Annotated in this window: 16 protein-coding genes and 1 other annotated feature; of the genes, 1 reads left to right on the top strand and 15 read right to left on the bottom strand. The window is 32.3% G+C overall.

What is annotated here, in order from left to right; genetic code table 11:
• Window position 1: 1 nt before the first annotated feature.
• From ACKRLN_RS01180 to ACKRLN_RS01110, 15 genes are all read right to left on the bottom strand, one after another.
• Complete coding sequence (locus tag ACKRLN_RS01180; RefSeq protein WP_416334998.1) at window positions 2-1,243, bottom strand: argininosuccinate synthase; 1,242 nt, start codon at window positions 1,241-1,243, stop codon at window positions 2-4.
• A gap of 74 nt (window positions 1,244-1,317) precedes the next feature.
• Window positions 1,318-1,548 (bottom strand) — a binding site (T-box leader).
• Window positions 1,549-1,606: 58 nt separating this feature from the next.
• Complete coding sequence (locus ACKRLN_RS01175) at window positions 1,607-2,347, bottom strand: ABC transporter ATP-binding protein (protein WP_416334997.1); 741 nt, start codon at window positions 2,345-2,347, stop codon at window positions 1,607-1,609.
• The gene (locus ACKRLN_RS01170) at window positions 2,347-3,375 is read right to left on the bottom strand and encodes an ABC transporter permease (RefSeq protein WP_416334996.1); all 1,029 of its coding nucleotides are present in this window, start codon (window positions 3,373-3,375) and stop codon (window positions 2,347-2,349) included. The genes ACKRLN_RS01175 and ACKRLN_RS01170 overlap by 1 nt, the downstream gene beginning before the upstream one ends.
• Window positions 3,376-3,388: 13 nt before the next feature.
• Complete coding sequence (locus ACKRLN_RS01165; protein WP_416334995.1) at window positions 3,389-4,549, bottom strand: ABC transporter substrate-binding protein; 1,161 nt, start codon at window positions 4,547-4,549, stop codon at window positions 3,389-3,391.
• 397 nt (window positions 4,550-4,946) lie between these two features.
• The gene (locus ACKRLN_RS01160; RefSeq protein WP_416334994.1) at window positions 4,947-6,044 is read right to left on the bottom strand and encodes an ABC transporter substrate-binding protein; all 1,098 of its coding nucleotides are present in this window, start codon (window positions 6,042-6,044) and stop codon (window positions 4,947-4,949) included.
• Window positions 6,045-6,075: 31 nt separating this feature from the next.
• Window positions 6,076-6,891, bottom strand: a complete 816-nt coding sequence (locus ACKRLN_RS01155; protein WP_416334993.1) for a DUF169 domain-containing protein — start codon at window positions 6,889-6,891, stop codon at window positions 6,076-6,078.
• A gap of 406 nt (window positions 6,892-7,297) precedes the next feature.
• Window positions 7,298-9,259 carry a sodium-translocating pyrophosphatase gene (locus ACKRLN_RS01150; RefSeq protein WP_203128333.1) on the bottom strand — a complete coding sequence of 654 codons (1,962 nt, stop codon included), beginning with the start codon at window positions 9,257-9,259 and terminating at the stop codon, window positions 7,298-7,300.
• A gap of 182 nt (window positions 9,260-9,441) precedes the next feature.
• The gene (rpsR, locus tag ACKRLN_RS01145; protein WP_203128335.1) at window positions 9,442-9,672 is read right to left on the bottom strand and encodes a 30S ribosomal protein S18; all 231 of its coding nucleotides are present in this window, start codon (window positions 9,670-9,672) and stop codon (window positions 9,442-9,444) included.
• A gap of 22 nt (window positions 9,673-9,694) precedes the next feature.
• A complete protein-coding gene (locus tag ACKRLN_RS01140; RefSeq protein WP_203128337.1) occupies window positions 9,695-10,240 on the bottom strand; it encodes a single-stranded DNA-binding protein in 546 nt (181 codons plus the stop codon).
• 3 nt (window positions 10,241-10,243) lie between these two features.
• Entirely contained in the window at window positions 10,244-10,528 is a 285-nt protein-coding gene (gene rpsF, locus ACKRLN_RS01135; RefSeq protein ID WP_203128339.1) for a 30S ribosomal protein S6, read from the bottom strand.
• Window positions 10,529-10,612: 84 nt separating this feature from the next.
• The gene (locus tag ACKRLN_RS01130) at window positions 10,613-11,551 is read right to left on the bottom strand and encodes a P1 family peptidase (RefSeq protein WP_416334992.1); all 939 of its coding nucleotides are present in this window, start codon (window positions 11,549-11,551) and stop codon (window positions 10,613-10,615) included.
• Window positions 11,552-11,591: 40 nt separating this feature from the next.
• Window positions 11,592-12,281, bottom strand: coding sequence for a hydrolase (locus ACKRLN_RS01125; protein WP_416334991.1), 690 nt, complete (start codon window positions 12,279-12,281; stop codon window positions 11,592-11,594).
• 48 nt (window positions 12,282-12,329) lie between these two features.
• Window positions 12,330-13,481: a nucleotide sugar dehydrogenase gene (locus ACKRLN_RS01120; protein WP_416334990.1), complete on the bottom strand. Its 1,152-nt coding sequence runs from the start codon at window positions 13,479-13,481 to the stop codon at window positions 12,330-12,332.
• Between the two features lie 92 nt (window positions 13,482-13,573).
• Complete coding sequence (locus ACKRLN_RS01115) at window positions 13,574-14,863, bottom strand: dicarboxylate/amino acid:cation symporter (protein ID WP_416334989.1); 1,290 nt, start codon at window positions 14,861-14,863, stop codon at window positions 13,574-13,576.
• Window positions 14,864-14,973: 110 nt separating this feature from the next.
• Complete coding sequence (locus ACKRLN_RS01110) at window positions 14,974-16,041, bottom strand: alpha-glucosidase C-terminal domain-containing protein (protein ID WP_416334988.1); 1,068 nt, start codon at window positions 16,039-16,041, stop codon at window positions 14,974-14,976.
• A gap of 87 nt (window positions 16,042-16,128) precedes the next feature.
• On the opposite strand from ACKRLN_RS01110, the gene ACKRLN_RS01105 reads away from it, so the two are divergent.
• Window positions 16,129-18,852, top strand: a complete 2,724-nt coding sequence (locus tag ACKRLN_RS01105; RefSeq protein WP_416334987.1) for an ATP-binding cassette domain-containing protein — start codon at window positions 16,129-16,131, stop codon at window positions 18,850-18,852.
• Window position 18,853 lies beyond the last annotated feature (1 nt).

Genomic DNA, 18,853 nt, shown 5'->3' with positions numbered 1-18,853 from the left:
TTTAATTTTCTTCACTTTCTTTTACTACTTTTGAGTATATTTTTGTGCTAAGGCCAAATAAATTTATAAACCCAGTTGCATCTGATTGGTTATAAACATCATCTTCTTCAAATGTTGCATACTCTTCAGAATATAAGGAGTTGGTTGCAAAAATACCTGCTGGTTGCATAGATCCCTTATAAAGTTTTACTTTTACTTTTCCACTTACATTTTCCTGAGTTTTTTCGATAAAACTATCCATGGCTTCTTTTAAGGGTGTCATCCATTTTCCGGCATAAACTAAATTTGCATAGTCTAGTGCCATTTTTTCTTTATATTGTAGGGTATCAGGATGAATTGTAACTGATTCTAATTTTTCGTGAGCGAAGTATAAAACACTTGCTGCAGGATTTTCATATACTCCTCTTGATTTCATGCCTACTAGCCTACTTTCAACTATATCATCTACACCAATTCCATGTTTTCCAGCAATGATATTTAGTTTTTTTACTAGGTCAGATCCCTTTAGCTTTTCGTCATTTAGTCCAATAGGATTTCCTTTTTCAAATTCTATTTCGACAGTTTCTGCCTTATCAATTGCCTTTTCTGCTGGTGTTACCCAGTATAATATTTTTTCTAAATCAGCTGGATTTTCTGGATTTTCTAAGTCTAATCCTTCGTGAGATAGGTGCCAAATATTTTCATCCATAGAGTAGTCTTCTTCTTTTTCTACTTTTAGAGGGATTCCATGCTCTTTTGCGTAAGCTTCTTCTTCACTACGTCCTTTGATATCCCAAAATCTCCATGGTGCAATGACTTTTATTTCTGGTGCAAGGGCCATAATTGATAATTCAAAACGAATTTGATCATTACCTTTGCCAGTACAACCATGAACTATTACATCTGCATTTTCTTTTTTAGCAATATCTACTAAAACTTTTGCAATTAATGGTCGAGCTATAGCAGTTCCTAATAAATAGTTATTTTCATACTTTGCATTAGCTTTTAGTGATTTATAGGCATAGTCTTCAATAAATTCGTCTTCTACATTTACATTATAAAATTTGCTAGCTCCAGATGAAAGAGCCTTTTCTTCTAAGGCTTTTGGATTTTCTACTTGACCTAGGTCAACTGATACACAAATGACTTCTCTTACACTATGTTCTCCTAGCCAATTTACAATAACAGATGTATCTAGGCCACCAGAATAAGCTAGTATTACTTTTTTTGCTTCTTTTAAAACTTGGTATTCATTTTTTATCATAATATCCTCCATTAAAATTTTTTAAAATATAGACATTTGTGTATCTTTTTGGCAATAAAAAAAGCTTCCATCCCAAAAGGGACGAAAGCTCGTGATACCACCCATATTTATTTATTTTTCACAAAATAAACCTCATCAAGTACAAATTATACTCTAACTCTGTAACGGGAGTTCCCGAATAAATCTCCTTGGATCGACTTATTAGCTCAGAGGTTCTTTTCTTTACCTAACCACTTATCCCCTCTCACCATCTAGGATTCGCTTTAAGCTTTTTAGATAAATACTCTTCTCTTCAACACATTTTTAAGACTAATATTCTAATTAAAGTCATTTTATCTTATTATATTTACTTTGTCAAATTTTTTAAATATTTAATATGTGAAGTATATGGTTTCTATATTCTGTAAATTTCTTATCTGTCCTATCTCTTGGATAATCCATGTCTATATTTACAATTTCTTTTATTTCTCCAGGACGTGGTTTCATAACAATAACCTTATTTGACATATAGATTGCTTCGTCAATATCATGGGTTACCATTATCATCATGGTATTATTTTCATCCCAAAGTTTTAAAAGTTCATCTTGCATATTCATTCTGGTAAATGCATCTAGGGCACCAAGTGGTTCATCTAATAAGAAAACTTTTGGTTCATTAATCATTGTTCTAATTAAGGCTACTCTTTGGGCCATACCTCCGGATAAGTGATGAGGATAGGCATTTTTAAACTCGATTAGTCCAACTTTTTCCAAAAGTTCATCTACCTTTTTATAGTCTACATTATTTTTTAAATTTCCAGAAAAAGCTACATTATCCTTTACTGTTAGCCAAGGAAAAAGTGTAGGCTTTTGAAAAACCATGCCCCTATTGCTATCTGTGCCTTTAACCTCTTGGCCATTTAATTTTATAGATCCATTTGTAGGCTCTATTAAACCTGCAATTAATCTTAAAATGGTAGATTTTCCACATCCAGACGGTCCTACTATTGAAACAAATTCTCCATCATTTATTGTAAAACTTACATTCTTTAGAGCGTGGGTTATCATTTGAGAATCAGGGCTTATAAAATCTTTATTAATATTTTCAAAAACTAGTTTACTCATTAATTAACCATTCCTTCTTGCCAGATTAGTGCACGATCTCTAAGTCTTCTCAAAACCCAATTTACAAATAAAAATGTCAAACAAATTATGATTATTGCCCCATACATACTAGCATATTCTGCCCATGATTTTTTCCAATTTATATACCAACCAAGACCTGACTCTACTCCCATCATTTCTGCAATAAGTAAGGAAGTACATGCTGAGCTCATGCCGGCTGTAAGGCCTTGAAAAATATTTGGTAATGCTGATGGGATTGCAATTTTTCTTATCAATTGATTGTTACTTGCTCCAAGTGTTTTTGCAGCTTCATAGTAAGATCTATCTACGTTACGGATACCCGTCATAGTGGCAAGGGTAACTGAAAACCAAACCCCAAGGGCTATTATAAATACTGCTCCCTTAAAAAGAGTTGTTGCAAGCACCATTACAACTGGCAGCCATGTTGTTGTAGGGATTGGCCCTAATATTTTCATAAAAGGCTCTACCCAATATGAAACTTTTTTAGAATAGCCGCACAAAATTCCTGTTATAAGTCCCAAAATACCCCCTATTAAATATCCTATAAAAAGCAGTTTGAGAGATGAAAAAGTAGATTGCATTATGTAATCACTATCTTTTAGTATTGCATTAAAAATCATATCAACGTATGGGAAATATGGCAATCTAAGCTTTTCTGTTTTTAGGGTCAATATATCAAGGGCTATCAAAATTAACAATATCAAACAATAAAATGGAGCCTTATATATCAAATGGTCCCTAAGCTTTTTATTTTTTATTGATATTAAAAGACATATAAGATAAATACCAACTAATATCCACAAAAATCCATTATACAAATTGCTTTGTTTGGCTGTTGCTCTGTGATTTGGCATATAGACATATTCAAAAATTGCAATTAGTCCTATTATAATGGGCATCAGTAGTCTTAAAATATTATTTAGTTTATAATTCTTTTTAGAAATAGGACTTTGCCTACCAAGAACATCTTGATGAGCATCATCCTTTATATTTTGATTTTCTGTCATGGCTTAAAATTTCTTATTTTATATCACTATCTTTTAAACCTAGACTATTCCAGTAAGTTTTTATAAAGTCTTCTTTGGTCATATCTGAATCAATTATTCCAAGATTTTTGTAATCTTCAATAACTGTTTTTAATGTACTTTCAGTATCATCAAGTGTTACTGCCCAGTTATATGAATCCATCATTTCTACTACTGTATCAAAGTCTCCAGTTGCCCAGTTATTGTCAAATAAGATTTGTGCAGCTTCTTCTACATTATCTTCAATCCATTTTTGTGTTGAAAGTACTGCTTCATTGTATGCCTTTGCCATTAGTGGATTTTCTCTTACAAAATCACCGTTTAGGGCATTTATACAGCAAGCTTCATTTTTAAAATCATCGTCAAATGATAAAGATCTAATTCTTTTGATAGTGCCATCTTCAACAAATTTGCTGGCAAATTCATCAGATAGGATAGCACCTGCTAGTTCACCATTTTCCATAGATTGAACTATAGCAGAATTTTCTACTTGTTTGTACTTAACTTCATCTGGTTTGATACCATCGTTGTTAAAAAATCTTATTGCAATATTATGATCGGCACTTCCAATTGATCCTGGGAAACCTACTGTTTTATCTTTTAAACCTTCAGTATCATTAATCTCACCATTATCAAGAACGTAAAGTGATTTACATCCTGTGTGTGCTCCTGATGCAAAAACTGCATCAACCCCATTTACTGTTGGAGGAACGAATTTTGCAATATGACCAATTGTTGCATCTGCTGTGTGAGTACCAATTGAATCAACATCACTTTCTACATTTATAAACTCAACTTCAAGTCCTCTTTTTTCAAATTCACCACGTACACTTGCAATACCTGGTGCACCTGTACATACTCCACCGTTATAGGCTACTTTGATTGGCTTACCGTAGTGCGGTTCATCTTCCATTTTACCTGTTGTTTCAGCTTCTTTTGTTTCATCTTTGTTATCATTTGCTTCTTTACCTGTTTCTTCTTTAACAGTATTTGGATCTTTTTCGTTTACATTTTCTCCAGATGTATCAGTTTTTGGATCGCCTGCTGGCATTTCTGCCTTAGTATCTTCTTTTTTTGATTCTTGATTATCATTTACACATGCAGTAAAAGATAGAGCCATTGCTAATGTTAGAGCTACTTTTTTAAAATTATTCATTTTTTTCTCCTAATTATGTAAATTTTCAGTTTTTTTGTACAAAAAAACCTGTAAAAAACTTTACAGGAGTGTCTCTTTTTTATTAAATTAATCTTTAAGGCATTTTACTTATAGATTAGTTAAAAAAGAGCGCACTTTCCCTATTAAGAAAGCTAACTTTCTTTATAAGCCTAAAGTGTGTACTAAGGATAATCCTATCTTTAGACAATCTATATAGTAAAAATAATATATCCAAACGATTTCTAGCAAGTGTACTTAATTATCTTTTACGATAATTTTGCTATCAATCAAATATATCACCTATGCTATTTAAACATATAAACAATATTGTGTCAATAAATTTTATTTTTATATATAAATATAAATAAAAAAACGAAGGAAAATCCCTTCGTTTTAACTATTTAAAATCACTATCTTTTAAGCCGATTGTTTGCCAATAATTTTTAAGGAATTCATCACTATCCATTTCAGTTTTAATTATTCCCATTTCTTTGTATTCATTGAAGCCTGTTTTAAATGTGTTACTTGTATTTTCAAATGTAACATTCCAATTATAAGAATCTAACATTCTTACACTTGCATCAAAATCTCCGCTTGCCCAATTATTATCATATAGAATTTTTGCAGCTTCTTCTGGATGTTCTTCTATCCAAATTTGTGTTTCTATAACTGCTTCATTGTATAATTTTGCCATAAGTGGATTTTCTTCTACAAAATCAGCATTCATTGCATTAACACAACATGTTTCATTTTTAAAATCATCACCCCAAGTTAGTGATCTAATTCTTTTCAAAGTTCCGTCTTTTAAAAATTTATCAGCATATTCGTCTGTTAGAATTGCGCCTTGGATCTCTCCTTTTTCTAAGGATTGTATTATAGCGGATAATTCAACCTGCTTATATTTAACTTCATCTACCCCGATATTATCTTTATGGAAAAATCTTAAGGCAATATTTTGATCTGATGCTCCTATAGGCTCTGGAAATCCAACAGTTTTTCCTACTAAGTCTTTAGTAGATTCTATCTTCCTATCATTTAATACATATAATGATTTACATCCTGTATGAGCACCTGATGTAAATATCATATTAACCCCATTTAAAGTTGGTGGAATAAATTTAGTTATATGTCCAACGCTTGCATCAGCTTTTCCTGTACCTAAAGCATCCACATTACTTTCACCACTAACATATTCAACTTCAATTCCTCTTTCTTTAAATTCTCCTCTAATATCCGCTATATTAGGTGCACCCGCACATATTCCTCCATTGTATGATATAACAATAGGTGTCCCATATCTAGGTTCATCTTCTATTTTGTGATTATCAGTTATAAGTTCACCTGCGTTTAAACTATCTTCTTTTATATTATCATTTGTAGAATTCTCTATATTTTTGTTATCATTATTCACCTTACTTTTGTCATTATTTTGCACACATCCTGTAATCAAGGATGCAAATAAAATTGATGCTATAACTTTATGTAATTTTTTCATTAAACCCTCTACTTACTCTCTATTGCTAAATTTAAATTTCAGCTAAACCACCCTTGTATAATCCAGTATCATAATTTTGATTTAATTTTATATGATTAGAATCCATTCCATTATCATCTAGTTTTTTAATAATTTTTTCTTTTTCATCATTTCTAACAAATGCATTTGTAGTACTGACCACGCCTTGGACAGTTTTATACCATTTGCTAAAGCTGATGCCTATTCCTATTTCATCAGGCTGCCAATCTGCAACTAACCTCGTACCAGGGCATAAGAAGGAAATATTTACACTATCGCTTATTATAGGAGCTGTGGTTAGATCATGGCAGATAGCTTGTAACCCAACAGTTTTTATACTTGTAGCATAACCATAATTATAAGAATATCCTTGAATTAGTCTCATAATATTGTATGATTTACCAATAACTATAATTACATCTGGCTCCACTTCCATTTTATCTATAGGTGAAACCAACACACCGTAAATATAGTTATCATTAAATTTCATCTCATCAGATACAGATTTACTAGTTTCTAAATCTGCATAATTTTCTCTTTTAAGCCTAGTTTTACCCGATAGCATATCTTCATTGTATTTTTCAAAACCTAAGGCAGTAGATCCACCTATGCAAGCTTGATGCCCTTTTAATAATTTCAATTTTTCACCTCTACTAGCTAAATTCACTGAATTGCAATAGGTTACTTTAGTTTTTCTAACACTTGCTTGTATAGAATCATATTCCTCTTTTGAATTTAAATACTTAACTCCAACTGGACATCTATCTAAACTCATATATATATTAAGTATCTTATTACTTTTACTTAGATCATCTATTTCTTTTACCAAACATATCTCCTTATCAACATATTAATTTATATTTTTGCACAAAAAAACCTGTAAAAAACTTTACAGGAGTGTCTCTTTTTAATTAAATTAATCTTTAAGGCATTTTACTTATAGATTAGTTAAAAAAGAGCGCACTTTCCCTATTAAGAAAGCTAACTTTCTTTATAAGCCTAAAGTGTGTACTAAGGATAATCCTATCTTTAGACAATCTATATAGTAAAAATAATATATCCAAACGATTTCTAGCAAGTGTACTTAATTATCTTTTATGATAATTTTGCTATCAATCAAATATATCACCTATGCTATTTAAACATATAAACAATATTGTGTCAATAAATTTTGTTTTTATATATAAATATAAATAAAAAAACGAAGGAAAATTCCTTCGTTTTTATTTTATATCTTAGATAAATAATCCAGCAAATACTACTGAAACTATTGTCATAAGTTTAATTAGGATATTTAGTGATGGTCCTGATGTATCTTTGAATGGATCACCTACTGTATCCCCTACTACTGCTGCTTTGTGGGCATCAGATCCTTTTCCGCCTTCTACACCAGATTCGATGTATTTTTTAGCGTTATCCCAAGCACCACCAGCATTTGACATAAATATAGCCATCATTACACCTGTTACTAGTGCTCCTGCTAATAGTCCTCCTAGAGAATAAGGTCCTAGGAAAATACCAACTAAGATTGGAACTACAACTGCTAATACTCCTGGGATAATCATTTCTTGAAGTGAAGCTGTAGTTGAGATATCGATACAATTTGCATAGTCTGGGTCTCTTTCTCCAGCTAAGATTTTGTCATCGTCTCTAAATTGTCTTCTTACTTCTTCAATCATTTGGCTAGCAGCTTTTCCTACTGAATTCATTGTTAATGCTGAGAATAGGAATGGTAGCATACCACCTATAAACATACCTGCAACTACTCTACTATCTAGGATAGAGATTGCTTCAAGGTTGATTGATTCAGCATAAGTAATAAATAATGAAAGTGCTGTAAGGGCTGCAGATCCGATTGCAAATCCTTTACCAATAGCTGCTGTTGTGTTACCAATTGAGTCTAGCCCGTCTGTGATGTCACGAACGCTTTCTGGTAGGTAGCTCATTTCTGCGATACCACCAGCATTATCTGTGATTGGACCGTAAGCATCTACTGTTACTGTTGTTCCTGTAATTGAAAGCATACCTACTGCTGCAAGGGCAATTCCGAATACTCCCATTAGTTTAAATGCAACCATAATAGCAAGAGCAATTACGATAATTGGGAATACTGTGGAAAGCATACCTGTTGAAAGACCAGCAATGATGTTTGTAGCAACACCTGTTGATGATTCTTTTGAGATGTATTTTACGTGTCTATATTTATCTGAAGTATAAACTTCTGTTAAAAGTCCGATTAAAATACCTGCAACAAGTCCTGTAATAACAGCAAGAGCTGCACTATAGTTACCAAAATATCTGTTTGATAAAAGTAGTGAGCCGATTAGTACTATAGCTCCTGAGATGTAAAGTGTACCCATTAATGATTTTTGTGGGTTAGCGTGTTTGCCTACTAAGAAAATGATTGAAGCGATGATTGATGCAATAATTCCTAGGGCTGCTAAGAAAAGTGTAAATTGTAAACCAGCTTCTTCAAAGTAAACTGCACCAAGTGTCATTGATGAAATGATAGCACCAGCATAAGATTCAAATAAATCTGCTCCCATACCAGCAACATCACCTACGTTATCTCCAACGTTATCAGCAATAACTGCAGGGTTTCTTGGGTCATCTTCTGGGATTCCTGCTTCTACTTTACCTACAAGGTCAGCCCCAAGGTCAGCAGCTTTTGTATAGATACCACCACCAACTCTTGCAAAAAGAGCAACTGATGATGCACCTAGTGAATATCCCATAAGGATTGTTGGGTCTTTAAAGTAAAGGTAGGTTAAAATAATTCCTATAAATCCAAGACCTGTTACTGCCATACCCATTACTGAACCGCCTGAGAAAGCTACTTTTAAAGCTCCATCTTGGCCTGATTCGTAAGCTTGGTTTGCACATCTAACATTACTTGCAGTTGAAACTCTCATTCCTATAAAACCTGCTAGCATTGAAAGAACAGAACCTAGTAAGTAGCAAATCATAACTCTAATATTTAAGAATATTGCTAATAAGATTGCTACTATAACAACGAAAATTGCGATGAATTTATACTCTCTTTTTAGAAATGTCATCGCACCATCTCTGATATAGCTTGAGATTTGTAGCATACGTTCATTACCAGCTGATAGTGGATTGATTTTTTGGGTAATTGTAAAAATCATGAAGATTATCGCTAGTATTGCTACTATCAAAGATAAAATCTCTACAGACATATGTCCTCCTTATATAATATTTATATTTATATTGTAGTATTAAAACAATAATATTACAATTATAAATCAACTTGAAATATTTTTATATAATAAAAGGACGCCAAAGAGATGCAAGTCTGCATTAACTTTTAGCGTCCTATTTATCGCTTATTGAATTTGTTTTTATATTTATAATCTAATTATTAATTTTCTTCATATGGTAATAATGCAACTTGGCGAGCACGTTTAACTGCACGTGTAATTTCTCTTTGGTGTTTTGCATTAAGACCTGTTACTCTTCTAGGTAGGATTTTTCCTCTATCAGAGATAAATCTTTTTAAAGTTTCAATATCTTTGTAATCGATAACTTTTGATGGATCTTTTACAAATGGATCAACTTTTTTTCTTGGTTTAAATCTTCTATTTTGAGCCATGGTATTCCTTTCCTTTTATTTTTTAGAACGGAATCCTTCCATCATCTTCAATTTCTGTGAAATCATCATCAAAGAAATCATCGCTACTATCAAATCCACCTTGGTTTTGATTGTAGGAATTATTGTTATAATTATTTTGATAATTTGTTTGTGAATAGTCGTTATTGCCATAATCTTGGTTATCACCATAATTTTGATTATAGTTTGAGCCTCCACCTTGATTATCAGAACGGCTACCTAAAAACTCTACGTTTTCAGCTACAATGTCAGTAGTATAAACTGTTTTGCCTGTTTCTTTATCAATGTAGGATCCTGTTTGGATTCTACCATCTACTGCACACTGACTTCCTTTTCTTAAATATCTTTCACAATTAACAGCTTGAGGACCCCAAACAACTATACGAATGAAATCTGCTGTTGGACGATTTTGAGATTCTAGTTCTTGTTTCTTTTGCTTACTCATATTCTTATCTACAGCTAGAGTAAAGCTAGTAACAGTCTGGTTTGATTGAGTATTTCTTAAATCTGGATCACGTACTAGTCTTCCTACAAGTACTACTCGATTCATAAATTAGTCCTCTTTTCTGATAACCATGTATCTGATTATGAAATCTGAAAGTCTAAGTCTTCTTTCAAATTCTCTGATATGGTCTGGTTCAGATTTAAAGTCTACGATATAATAATATCCATCTTTGATATAATTAATTTCGTAAGCTAATTTTCTTTTACCCCAGTCATCTACACTAGTTACTTCACCATTTTCTTCGATGATTCCTTTGAATCTTTCTAATAGTTCAGTTCTATCTGCATCTTGCATATCAGTTTTGAAAATTAAAACTGCTTCGTAGTTATTCATTTTTTCACCTCCCTATGGTCTATGACCCCGTTGATTTATCACGGAGTAGAGTGTTACTGCTATATTTTACTACCTATTTGTCTTTTAGTCAATGCTTTTTTGAGATTTTGTATGATAAATTGCATTGGCAATGGCGCGACTCATAGCATTAGCTGCCATTACTCCTACAATATTTAAATCTGCATGGATTTCATTGGTTGCTAAAGAAAATATTGTATCTCCGTCAAAGCCAGTATGGACGGGATTTATAGATCTTGCAAATCCATCGTGGGACATTTGGGCGATTTTTTTAAGTTTTGTCTTATCAAAACTTGCATTTGTTGCCACTATGCCAATTGTTGTGTTTTTATTAGCAATATCAGAAAAATCATTCATGATATTTGCCATTACGTCAGTTGTTTTTATCATATTTCCATCTTTGATAGGGCCTGCTATTTGAATTCCTTTTTCATAGTCAAAAACATCTCCAAAGGAGTTTACAGCAACTATTGCAGAAACTTTTAAATCTCCTTCACTTATGGTTGCAGATCCAAGGCCAGATTTCATTACGCAATCCATACCCAAAATTTTACCTACTGTCGCTCCAGTTCCTGCCCCTATTATTCCCTGGCGATACTCATCTGATTTTGCATATTTGTAGGCAATTTTTCCCATATTTTTATCAGGTCTAATTTTTGGATTTTTGTAAGCTAGGTCAAATAAAACCGCTTGGGGAACTATTGGCACAATCCCAACTCCAACATCAAGCCCTATTCCATCTTTTTCTAAAGATTCCATAACTCCACTAGCAGCATCAAGCCCATAAGCAGAACCTCCGCTTAGGATAAGTGCATTTACACTTTCCACAGTATTTATTGGATCTAAGAGGTCTGTTTCGCGAGTTCCTGGTGCTGAGCCTCTGACTTCTACTGCACAAGTATTGTTTTTAGGTGGAATTAATACTGTAAGTCCAGTCCCCGCATCAAAATCTTGAGCATGGCCAACTTTTATGCCATCTATATCTGTAATATAACCTTGATACATAATTCTCCTTTAAAAAAGACCTCCCTTTTGGAGGCCAAAATTAGTGGGCAACATCTTCGTTTCTATATTTATCCATCATTTGTCCAAATACTTCTGAGCTTGATGGTGGTGTATAAGAGATGGCATTTGCGCCTGCATCTATTGTTTCTAGAATGCTTTCTCCAGTTTTTCCCCCTGTGGCTATGATTGGGAAATTATCGCCAATATCTTTTCTAATCTCCCTTACCAAGTCAGCAGTATATTTACCACCAGATACGTTTAAAATCTCAGCTCCTGCTTGAATTTTACCAATATAGTCATTTTCACTAGTGGTAACAGTTGCAATTACAGGCACATCTACAAAACCAGAAATTTCTTTAATGTCCTTATTTGGCATTGGAGAATTTACTACCACTCCATAGGCACCAGAAAGCTCTGCATCAATTGCAACGTATTTTGAACGCAAGCCTTGGGTAGTACCTCCGCCAACTCCTATAAAACAAGGAACATTAGATACGCTTAAAATAGCATTTGAAATCGAACTTTGAGGGGTGTATGGATAAACTGCCATGATGCTATCAGCATTTGAATTTCTAATAATAGCAAGGTCTGTTGTAAAAAGTAAGGATTTAATTCTCTTTTCAAAAATCATTATCCCAGATGCCTTATAAATTTCTTTTGGCACGGTGATAAAAGATTTTCTAAGCTTGGAGTGCACCAATGGTATATATTTTTCTTTTTTTTCGCTCATAAAGCCCTCCTTTTTTCTCACTTTTTATTTTACCCTTATAGATATTAATTAATCTATATTAAAAATATCTCTTGTATAAACTTTATCTTTTACATCTATTAATTCATTATCTAGCCTATTAGCAACTATAATATCGGATTTTTTAAATGCTTCAAGATTATTTTCTATCCTTAAACCTTCAAAAAATTCTTCTTCTACATTTGGCTCATAGATTATGATTTCAGTTTGATCTTTGATATTATTTATTACATCAAAAATTGCAGACTTTCTAAAATTGTCCGAATCTTTTTTCATTACTAGTCTATAAATGCCAACTGTTTCTGGCTTGTCCCTTAAAATCCTATCGCTGATATAATCTTTTCTAATTTGATTGGCATCAATAACTGCACCAAACATTGCATTTGGTACATTTTCAAAATTTGCATAAAGTTGTTTGCTATCTTTTGGCAGACAATACCCCCCATATCCAAATGATGGGTTGTTATAATAGTTTCCTATCCTTGGGTCAGCAGAAACTCCATCAATAATATCTTTTGTAGAAAGCCCCTTAATTTCTGCAAAGGTATCAAGTTCATTAAAATATGATACTCGCATAGCTAGATAGGTATTAGCAAAAAGTTTTACAGCCTCTGCTTCTGTAGAGTCCATAATTAAAACTTCTGGGTCATTTTGCGCTTCATTTTTATATAAATCAGCAATTTTTTTGCCAAGATCTGTCCTATCTCCTACTATTATCCTAGATGGATTTAGACTATCATAAAGGGCTTTACCTTCTCTTAAAAACTCTGGTGAAAATATAATATTTTCACAAGCAAATTTTTCTCTTTGTGCTTTTGTATATCCCACTGGGATTGTTGATTTGATTAAGATAGGCAGATTTTCATTTTTAATGTTAGTAATTACATCATCTACAAAAGATGTATCAAAGTATCTACTTTCTTCATCATAGTTTGTAGGCACAGCAATTATGGCAAGATCTGCATTTGCCAAGTGATTTTTGTATTCACTTGTTGCTGTTAAATTAAGATCCTTCTCTGCCAGATACGATATTATTAAGTCATCAGTCAGTGGTGACTTTTTTTGATTTATAAGACTGATTTTTTCTTCGTTGGTATCAATTCCTATTACTTCATTTGATTGGCTAAGCAATATGGCATTAGCCAAACCCACATAGCCTAATCCAAAAACTAAAATTTTCATAAACTCTCCTTAAAATAGATAAGTTTATTTTACAAGAAAAGTAAATTTTTACAATAAAAAAGCCTGACTTTTAGCCAAGCTTTTTAAAAAAATTAGATTCTATTAAATATTTCTCTATTAAATTTATTTTCACTAGCAGCTACTATAAGGGCTGATGAGTTTGCAGCTGTAACATTTGTAGCTGTTCTACCCATGTCTGCAAGTGTAGAGATTGGAGCAAGTAATACTACCATTTCTAGTGGAAGTCCCATTGATGCAAATAGTGCAGTTGTTGTAATTGTTGCTGTTCCTGGCACACCAACTGTTCCTAGAGAAACTAAAAGTGCAATTAAAATAAGTTTTATATAATCAGCTGCTCCCCAGCCTAGTCCCATCATATTTGCAACAAAAATTGCATTCATTACTGGCCAAAATCCTGCACAACCTGGCATACCCATAGTTGCTCCAAGAGGTGCTGTAAATGATGCGATTTCTTCAGCAACACCTTGTTTTTCTGTAAGATTTTCTACGTTTGCTGGTATTGCACCCATAGAAGATTGGGTAGTAAAACCAATCATTGTTACTGGCCATACTTTTTTGAAATAAGTGAAAGGATTTACTTTTGCAAATACTGATACAAGTATACCAGTTCCAAGGAAGGTGTGGATTGCTGATGCCACATAGTTTAATACTAATATTAAAATAAATGGAGCAATAGCTGTTGAATCAACCCTACCAACAGCATTTGTCATAAGTGCAAGTACTGCATATGGAGTAAGACTTGTAATCATACTTGTAAGTTTGAAAATAACTTCAGCAAGTGAGTTTGTAAATTCTGCAAATGGACGAACCACTTCTTCCTTACCATTTTCAATTAATTTTAGGGCAGCTATACCAAGTAAAACTGAAAAGATAATAATTGGTACTATTTGTCCTTCAGCTGCATTTGAAATGATATTTGATGGGAAAAAGTTAGTGATAGTTTCGGCTACTGTAGGTACTTCACGCACTTCTGTATCGACAGGAACATCAAAATTTACTCCTTGGCCAATACTGAAGATAATAGCTAAGATAAGTCCAATTATGGATCCCATAACATTGTGTAAACTTAAAATTCCAACTGACTTTAGACCAACAGATCTAAGTTTTGTAAGTGAGCCTGTGTTTAACATGGTTCTAACAATTGTAGTTAATAATAGTGGAATAACCATAGCATAAAGCAAGTTAACATAAATAGAACCAAAAACAGAAACATACTCAGTATTACCTCTAAATATAAATCCTAAAATAAGACCTGCGATAGTACCGGTAATAACCCTACCTCCAAATGAAACGCCACGTTTTTTCATCAGGTGGAGTACATAAAATAATACTAGTGTGACTAGTACGGCAACAAATTGCATAATTTCCTCCTAAACATATTACTATATTTGTCAGTTATTATTTTAACACTTTAAATCGAAAATCACAAATTTTTTTGCAAAATATTTTACACTTATAATATTTTAATAAATTATTTTGTAAATGCAATAAATTCATAGGGTCTTAATAAGAGATTTTTGGCAATCTTTCTCTTGCCATAATTACCTAAAAGATACTTAAAATCGTTAATATCAATGAAATGAAAACGAATATCAGCGAGTACTTCTTTTTGGCTAAAATTTGCAAAAACAATCACTTTTTTATCCTCATAGGTCCTAATAAATGCGAAAATATCTGGATCATTTGCAAAAATCTCCCTATAAGTCCCCCTCTTGATTGCTTCTATATTTGTTTTTATATTAATAAGTTCTTTGTAAAAATCAAAAGTTTTATTGGTTTGATCTAACACCTTGTGGTCATTGCTATAATTATTATTTTCAAAGATCCCAAGTTCTTCAAAATTTTCTAAAAGTACGCCTCCATTTAATAGAAAAGTCACCCCTGTAACTAAACTATGACTGAAAAATGGGAAATTTTTAGTATTTATAAAGTTTTTTAAAAGATTGTCTGTAATAAAAATCTGCCTTATATTTTCATTTTGAATTGATGAAAAGTATTTTTTTACTTCCTGTAAATCTGTCATATTTTTTTTTGAATTTTTTTTGTTATAAATATAATCAAAATTTTGATAATTTGTATTTGACAAAAACTTTTGATAGGCCAATTCATCACTATTTATCTGTCCTATGCTTAGGGTATCTTCACCCAGAAAAATATTTTTTGCCATCTCTCTTATATAAAAGTAAAAGTCATCTGCAAAAAGTTTTTCAAAATTTGTATAATAAAATCCTTTTAGCTTATGCTTTTTTAGATAGTTTATAAATTGGTAAAAGGATGTACGAATTTTAGGATTGACCCAATCAATTTGTTCGTCACTTTCTAAAAGAATTTTTGAACTTTGCTCTATATCCATTTGTAAAAATAATTTAATATTATTTTTTACTAATAAGTCGTTTAGAGCAAAGATTTCTTCTATTATTTTCTCATTAATTTCACTAAATGGATTTATAAGAAGACCATGTATTCCTAGCCTTTTGTAATATGTAATTTTCTTATTTATTTGGGAATAATTTTCCCTATAAAGTACTAAATTTTGCATATTTACCTCTATAAAATATATTACATTTAAGTTTACTTTTCACAAATAATGAGGGTATAATATTGTGATTACAGAAAGAAGGTATAAATGTTAACCCTTAAAAATATTTCTAAAATTTATAAGACTGGAGACTTTGAACAAACTGCTTTGAACAATGTTTCCATTTCCTTTAGACAAAATGAATTTGTTTCCATATTAGGCCAATCAGGAGGAGGTAAAACTACTCTTTTAAATATTATAGGCGGCCTTGACCACTACACATCAGGTGATCTTTTGATAAATGGTAAGTCTACCAAAAATTTCTCCGACAATAATTGGGACTTTTACCGTAATGTATCAGTTGGTTTCGTTTTTCAATCCTACAATCTGATTAGCCACCAAAGTATCTTATCAAATGTAGAGCTTGCTTTAACCTTATCGGGTGTATCAAAAGAAAATCGACGCCAAAAGGCAATAGCAGCCTTAAAAAAAGTTGGTCTTGGTGAGCATATAAGTAAAAAGCCATCAGAATTATCCGGCGGACAAATGCAAAGAGTTGCCATAGCTCGTGCTTTGGTAAATAATCCTGATATTGTCCTTGCAGATGAACCAACAGGAGCTCTTGATACAGAAACTAGCAAGCAAATCATGGACTTGCTTAAAGAAATTGCAAAAGATAGGCTAGTAATAATGGTAACCCACAATCCAGAACTAGCTGAGACCTATTCAACAAGGATAGTTCGTATAAAAGATGGACAAATAATCGGAGATAGTAATCCATTTACTGAGCCAAATGAGTTGGATAATTTTAAGACAAAAAAAATAAAATTAGGCTTACCCACAGCAATCAGCCTTTCATTTAATAATCTTTTGACCAAAAAAGCTAGAACACTTCTTACAGCCTTTGCAGGATCTATTGGGATAATTGGTATCGCACTTATCCTTTCAATATCAACTGGAGCAAATGATTTTATAGCTGATAGCCAAAGAAAAGCCCTAAAATCATATCCAATCCAAGTTCAAAAAGAATCAGTAAATCTAGGATCATTAATCACCCCACCAAAGACTGAGGAGAAAAACCATAAAGATGATAATGTCTACACTAACAATTTCATCCTAGACCGTAGGTCAGATTTTGCTTCAAATGTTAAAGAAAATAATCTTACACCCTTTAAAAATTTTATTGAAGAAAATAGGGATGATTTAAATCAAAATGTAGGATCAAATTTCATCTCCTATCTTTATGATATGAACTTTGATATTTATACAAAAGATCCAAAAGGCGAACTTGTAAATACAAATGGTGAAGAGTTTGAGGAAAATAATCGACCACCAATAGCAGACTTTTTCGCTCCAAGTCAAGATAATAAAAACTTTACCCAATTAATAAGCACAGATGATGGCAAGATTAGTCCAATAATTACAGATGAATACGAGATAGTAGACGGCAAATGGCCAGAAAATCCAGATGAATTAGTTTTATTTACTGATTACAATAACGAAATATTTACAGCTCATATGTATGAACTAGGTTTTTTGCCAGCTAAAGATTATAAGGAAATCATCTCAAAACTAGATAATAACGAAAAAGTAGATTTAGATGAAATAGGTATCAAACCAACAGAAATTATAGGACACGAATACAATATAGTTTCCCCTTCTGACTATTACGAAAAAGAAGGTGATGGTTTTATCAATGTCAAAGATGATGAAGTAAAAGTAGATAAAATTGTAGAAAGAGGCGAGAAAGCAAAAATAGTCGGCATCGCAAAAAGAAAAACAAATGATGACAATCAAATTGTAAACGGATCAGTAGGATTTACAGAGGGCCTTACAGATATGATGATTGACCATGCAAATAAATCTGAAATTGTAAAGACGCAAGTAGCAGATAAGGATAAAAACGTCCTAAACAATCTCCCTTTTAGGGCAAAAAATGATGATGAAAAACAAAAATCTGCTAGATATTTCCTAGAAAATTTAAATGAGAAAAACTCACTTAGCTTTTCTACTTGGATAGTTAGAAATAAGCCAGAAATTGCAGAACAAACTCAAAAAGATGCCAAGGAATTGCAAATGAAGGCCATGGCAAATCCTTCTATGATGCAAAACCAAAAGCCAGATGAAAATCAAAATCAAAACCAACTTGCCCAATATGTAATAAATCAAAATGACAAAAAAACTCTAATTGATGTCTATGACGAATTCCTATCTGGCAATTCTTATAATAAAAACCTTGAAGATCTAGGAGTAGTTAGCAAGGATGCACCAGCAGAAATTGACATCTATGTAGAAAATTTTGAAAATCGTGAAAATATTAAAAATGTGATAGATTATTACAATAAAGACAAAAGCGAGAAAGAGCAAATCACATACACGGATTATATAGGACTTATCACCAAATCCGTAACAGATATAGTAAATGCCATCTCATATGTCCTAATAGCCTTTGTTGGTGTTAGCCTTGTCGTTTCATCTATTATGATAGGAATTATAACCTATATTTCTGTTTTGGAACGTACAAAAGAAATTGGAATTTTAAGGTCAATTGGTGCTAGCAAATCAGATATCAGAAAAGTATTTATGTCAGAAACATTTATAATTGGATTTTTGTCAGGCTTGATAGGTATCGGGGTAACAATGCTATTAAATATTCCAATTACAAATATCATCCGTAATTTAACAGGTGTTGACTATATAGCATCGACCCTACCAGCAAAAGCTGCTGCTGCATTGGTAATAATCTCAGTATTATTAACACTGATAGCTGGTATTATCCCATCATCAATGGCAGCCAAAAAAGACCCAGTAGAAGCACTTAGAGAAGAATAAA

The sequence above is a fragment of the Anaerococcus sp. AH8042_DFU013_CI05 genome, from assembly GCF_047936775.1.
Classification (GTDB): Bacteria; Bacillota; Clostridia; order Tissierellales; family Peptoniphilaceae; genus Anaerococcus.
The sequence above is the reverse complement of the archived record's forward strand: the minus strand, read 5'-3'. Positions and strand labels throughout refer to the sequence as shown.

Excerpts from the sequence above, each read along its gene's own strand:
- rpsR (WP_203128335.1), bottom strand. The coding sequence starts at position 9,672 with ATGGCTCAAAATAGAAGATTTAAACCAAGAAAAAAAGTTGATCCATTT.
- ACKRLN_RS01165 (WP_416334995.1), bottom strand. The coding sequence starts at position 4,549 with ATGAATAATTTTAAAAAAGTAGCTCTAACATTAGCAATGGCTCTATCT.
- ACKRLN_RS01130 (WP_416334992.1), bottom strand. The coding sequence starts at position 11,551 with ATGTATCAAGGTTATATTACAGATATAGATGGCATAAAAGTTGGCCAT.
- ACKRLN_RS01180 (WP_416334998.1), bottom strand. The coding sequence starts at position 1,243 with ATGATAAAAAATGAATACCAAGTTTTAAAAGAAGCAAAAAAAGTAATA.
- rpsF (WP_203128339.1), bottom strand. The coding sequence starts at position 10,528 with ATGAATAACTACGAAGCAGTTTTAATTTTCAAAACTGATATGCAAGAT.
- ACKRLN_RS01115 (WP_416334989.1), bottom strand. The coding sequence starts at position 14,863 with ATGCAATTTGTTGCCGTACTAGTCACACTAGTATTATTTTATGTACTC.
- ACKRLN_RS01125 (WP_416334991.1), bottom strand. The coding sequence starts at position 12,281 with ATGAGCGAAAAAAAAGAAAAATATATACCATTGGTGCACTCCAAGCTT.
- ACKRLN_RS01140 (WP_203128337.1), bottom strand. The coding sequence starts at position 10,240 with ATGAATCGAGTAGTACTTGTAGGAAGACTAGTACGTGATCCAGATTTA.
- ACKRLN_RS01110 (WP_416334988.1), bottom strand. The coding sequence starts at position 16,041 with ATGCAAAATTTAGTACTTTATAGGGAAAATTATTCCCAAATAAATAAG.
- ACKRLN_RS01170 (WP_416334996.1), bottom strand. The coding sequence starts at position 3,375 with ATGACAGAAAATCAAAATATAAAGGATGATGCTCATCAAGATGTTCTT.
- ACKRLN_RS01160 (WP_416334994.1), bottom strand. The coding sequence starts at position 6,044 with ATGAAAAAATTACATAAAGTTATAGCATCAATTTTATTTGCATCCTTG.
- ACKRLN_RS01120 (WP_416334990.1), bottom strand. The coding sequence starts at position 13,481 with ATGAAAATTTTAGTTTTTGGATTAGGCTATGTGGGTTTGGCTAATGCC.
- ACKRLN_RS01105 (WP_416334987.1), top strand. The coding sequence starts at position 16,129 with ATGTTAACCCTTAAAAATATTTCTAAAATTTATAAGACTGGAGACTTT.
- ACKRLN_RS01175 (WP_416334997.1), bottom strand. The coding sequence starts at position 2,347 with ATGAGTAAACTAGTTTTTGAAAATATTAATAAAGATTTTATAAGCCCT.
- ACKRLN_RS01150 (WP_203128333.1), bottom strand. The coding sequence starts at position 9,259 with ATGTCTGTAGAGATTTTATCTTTGATAGTAGCAATACTAGCGATAATC.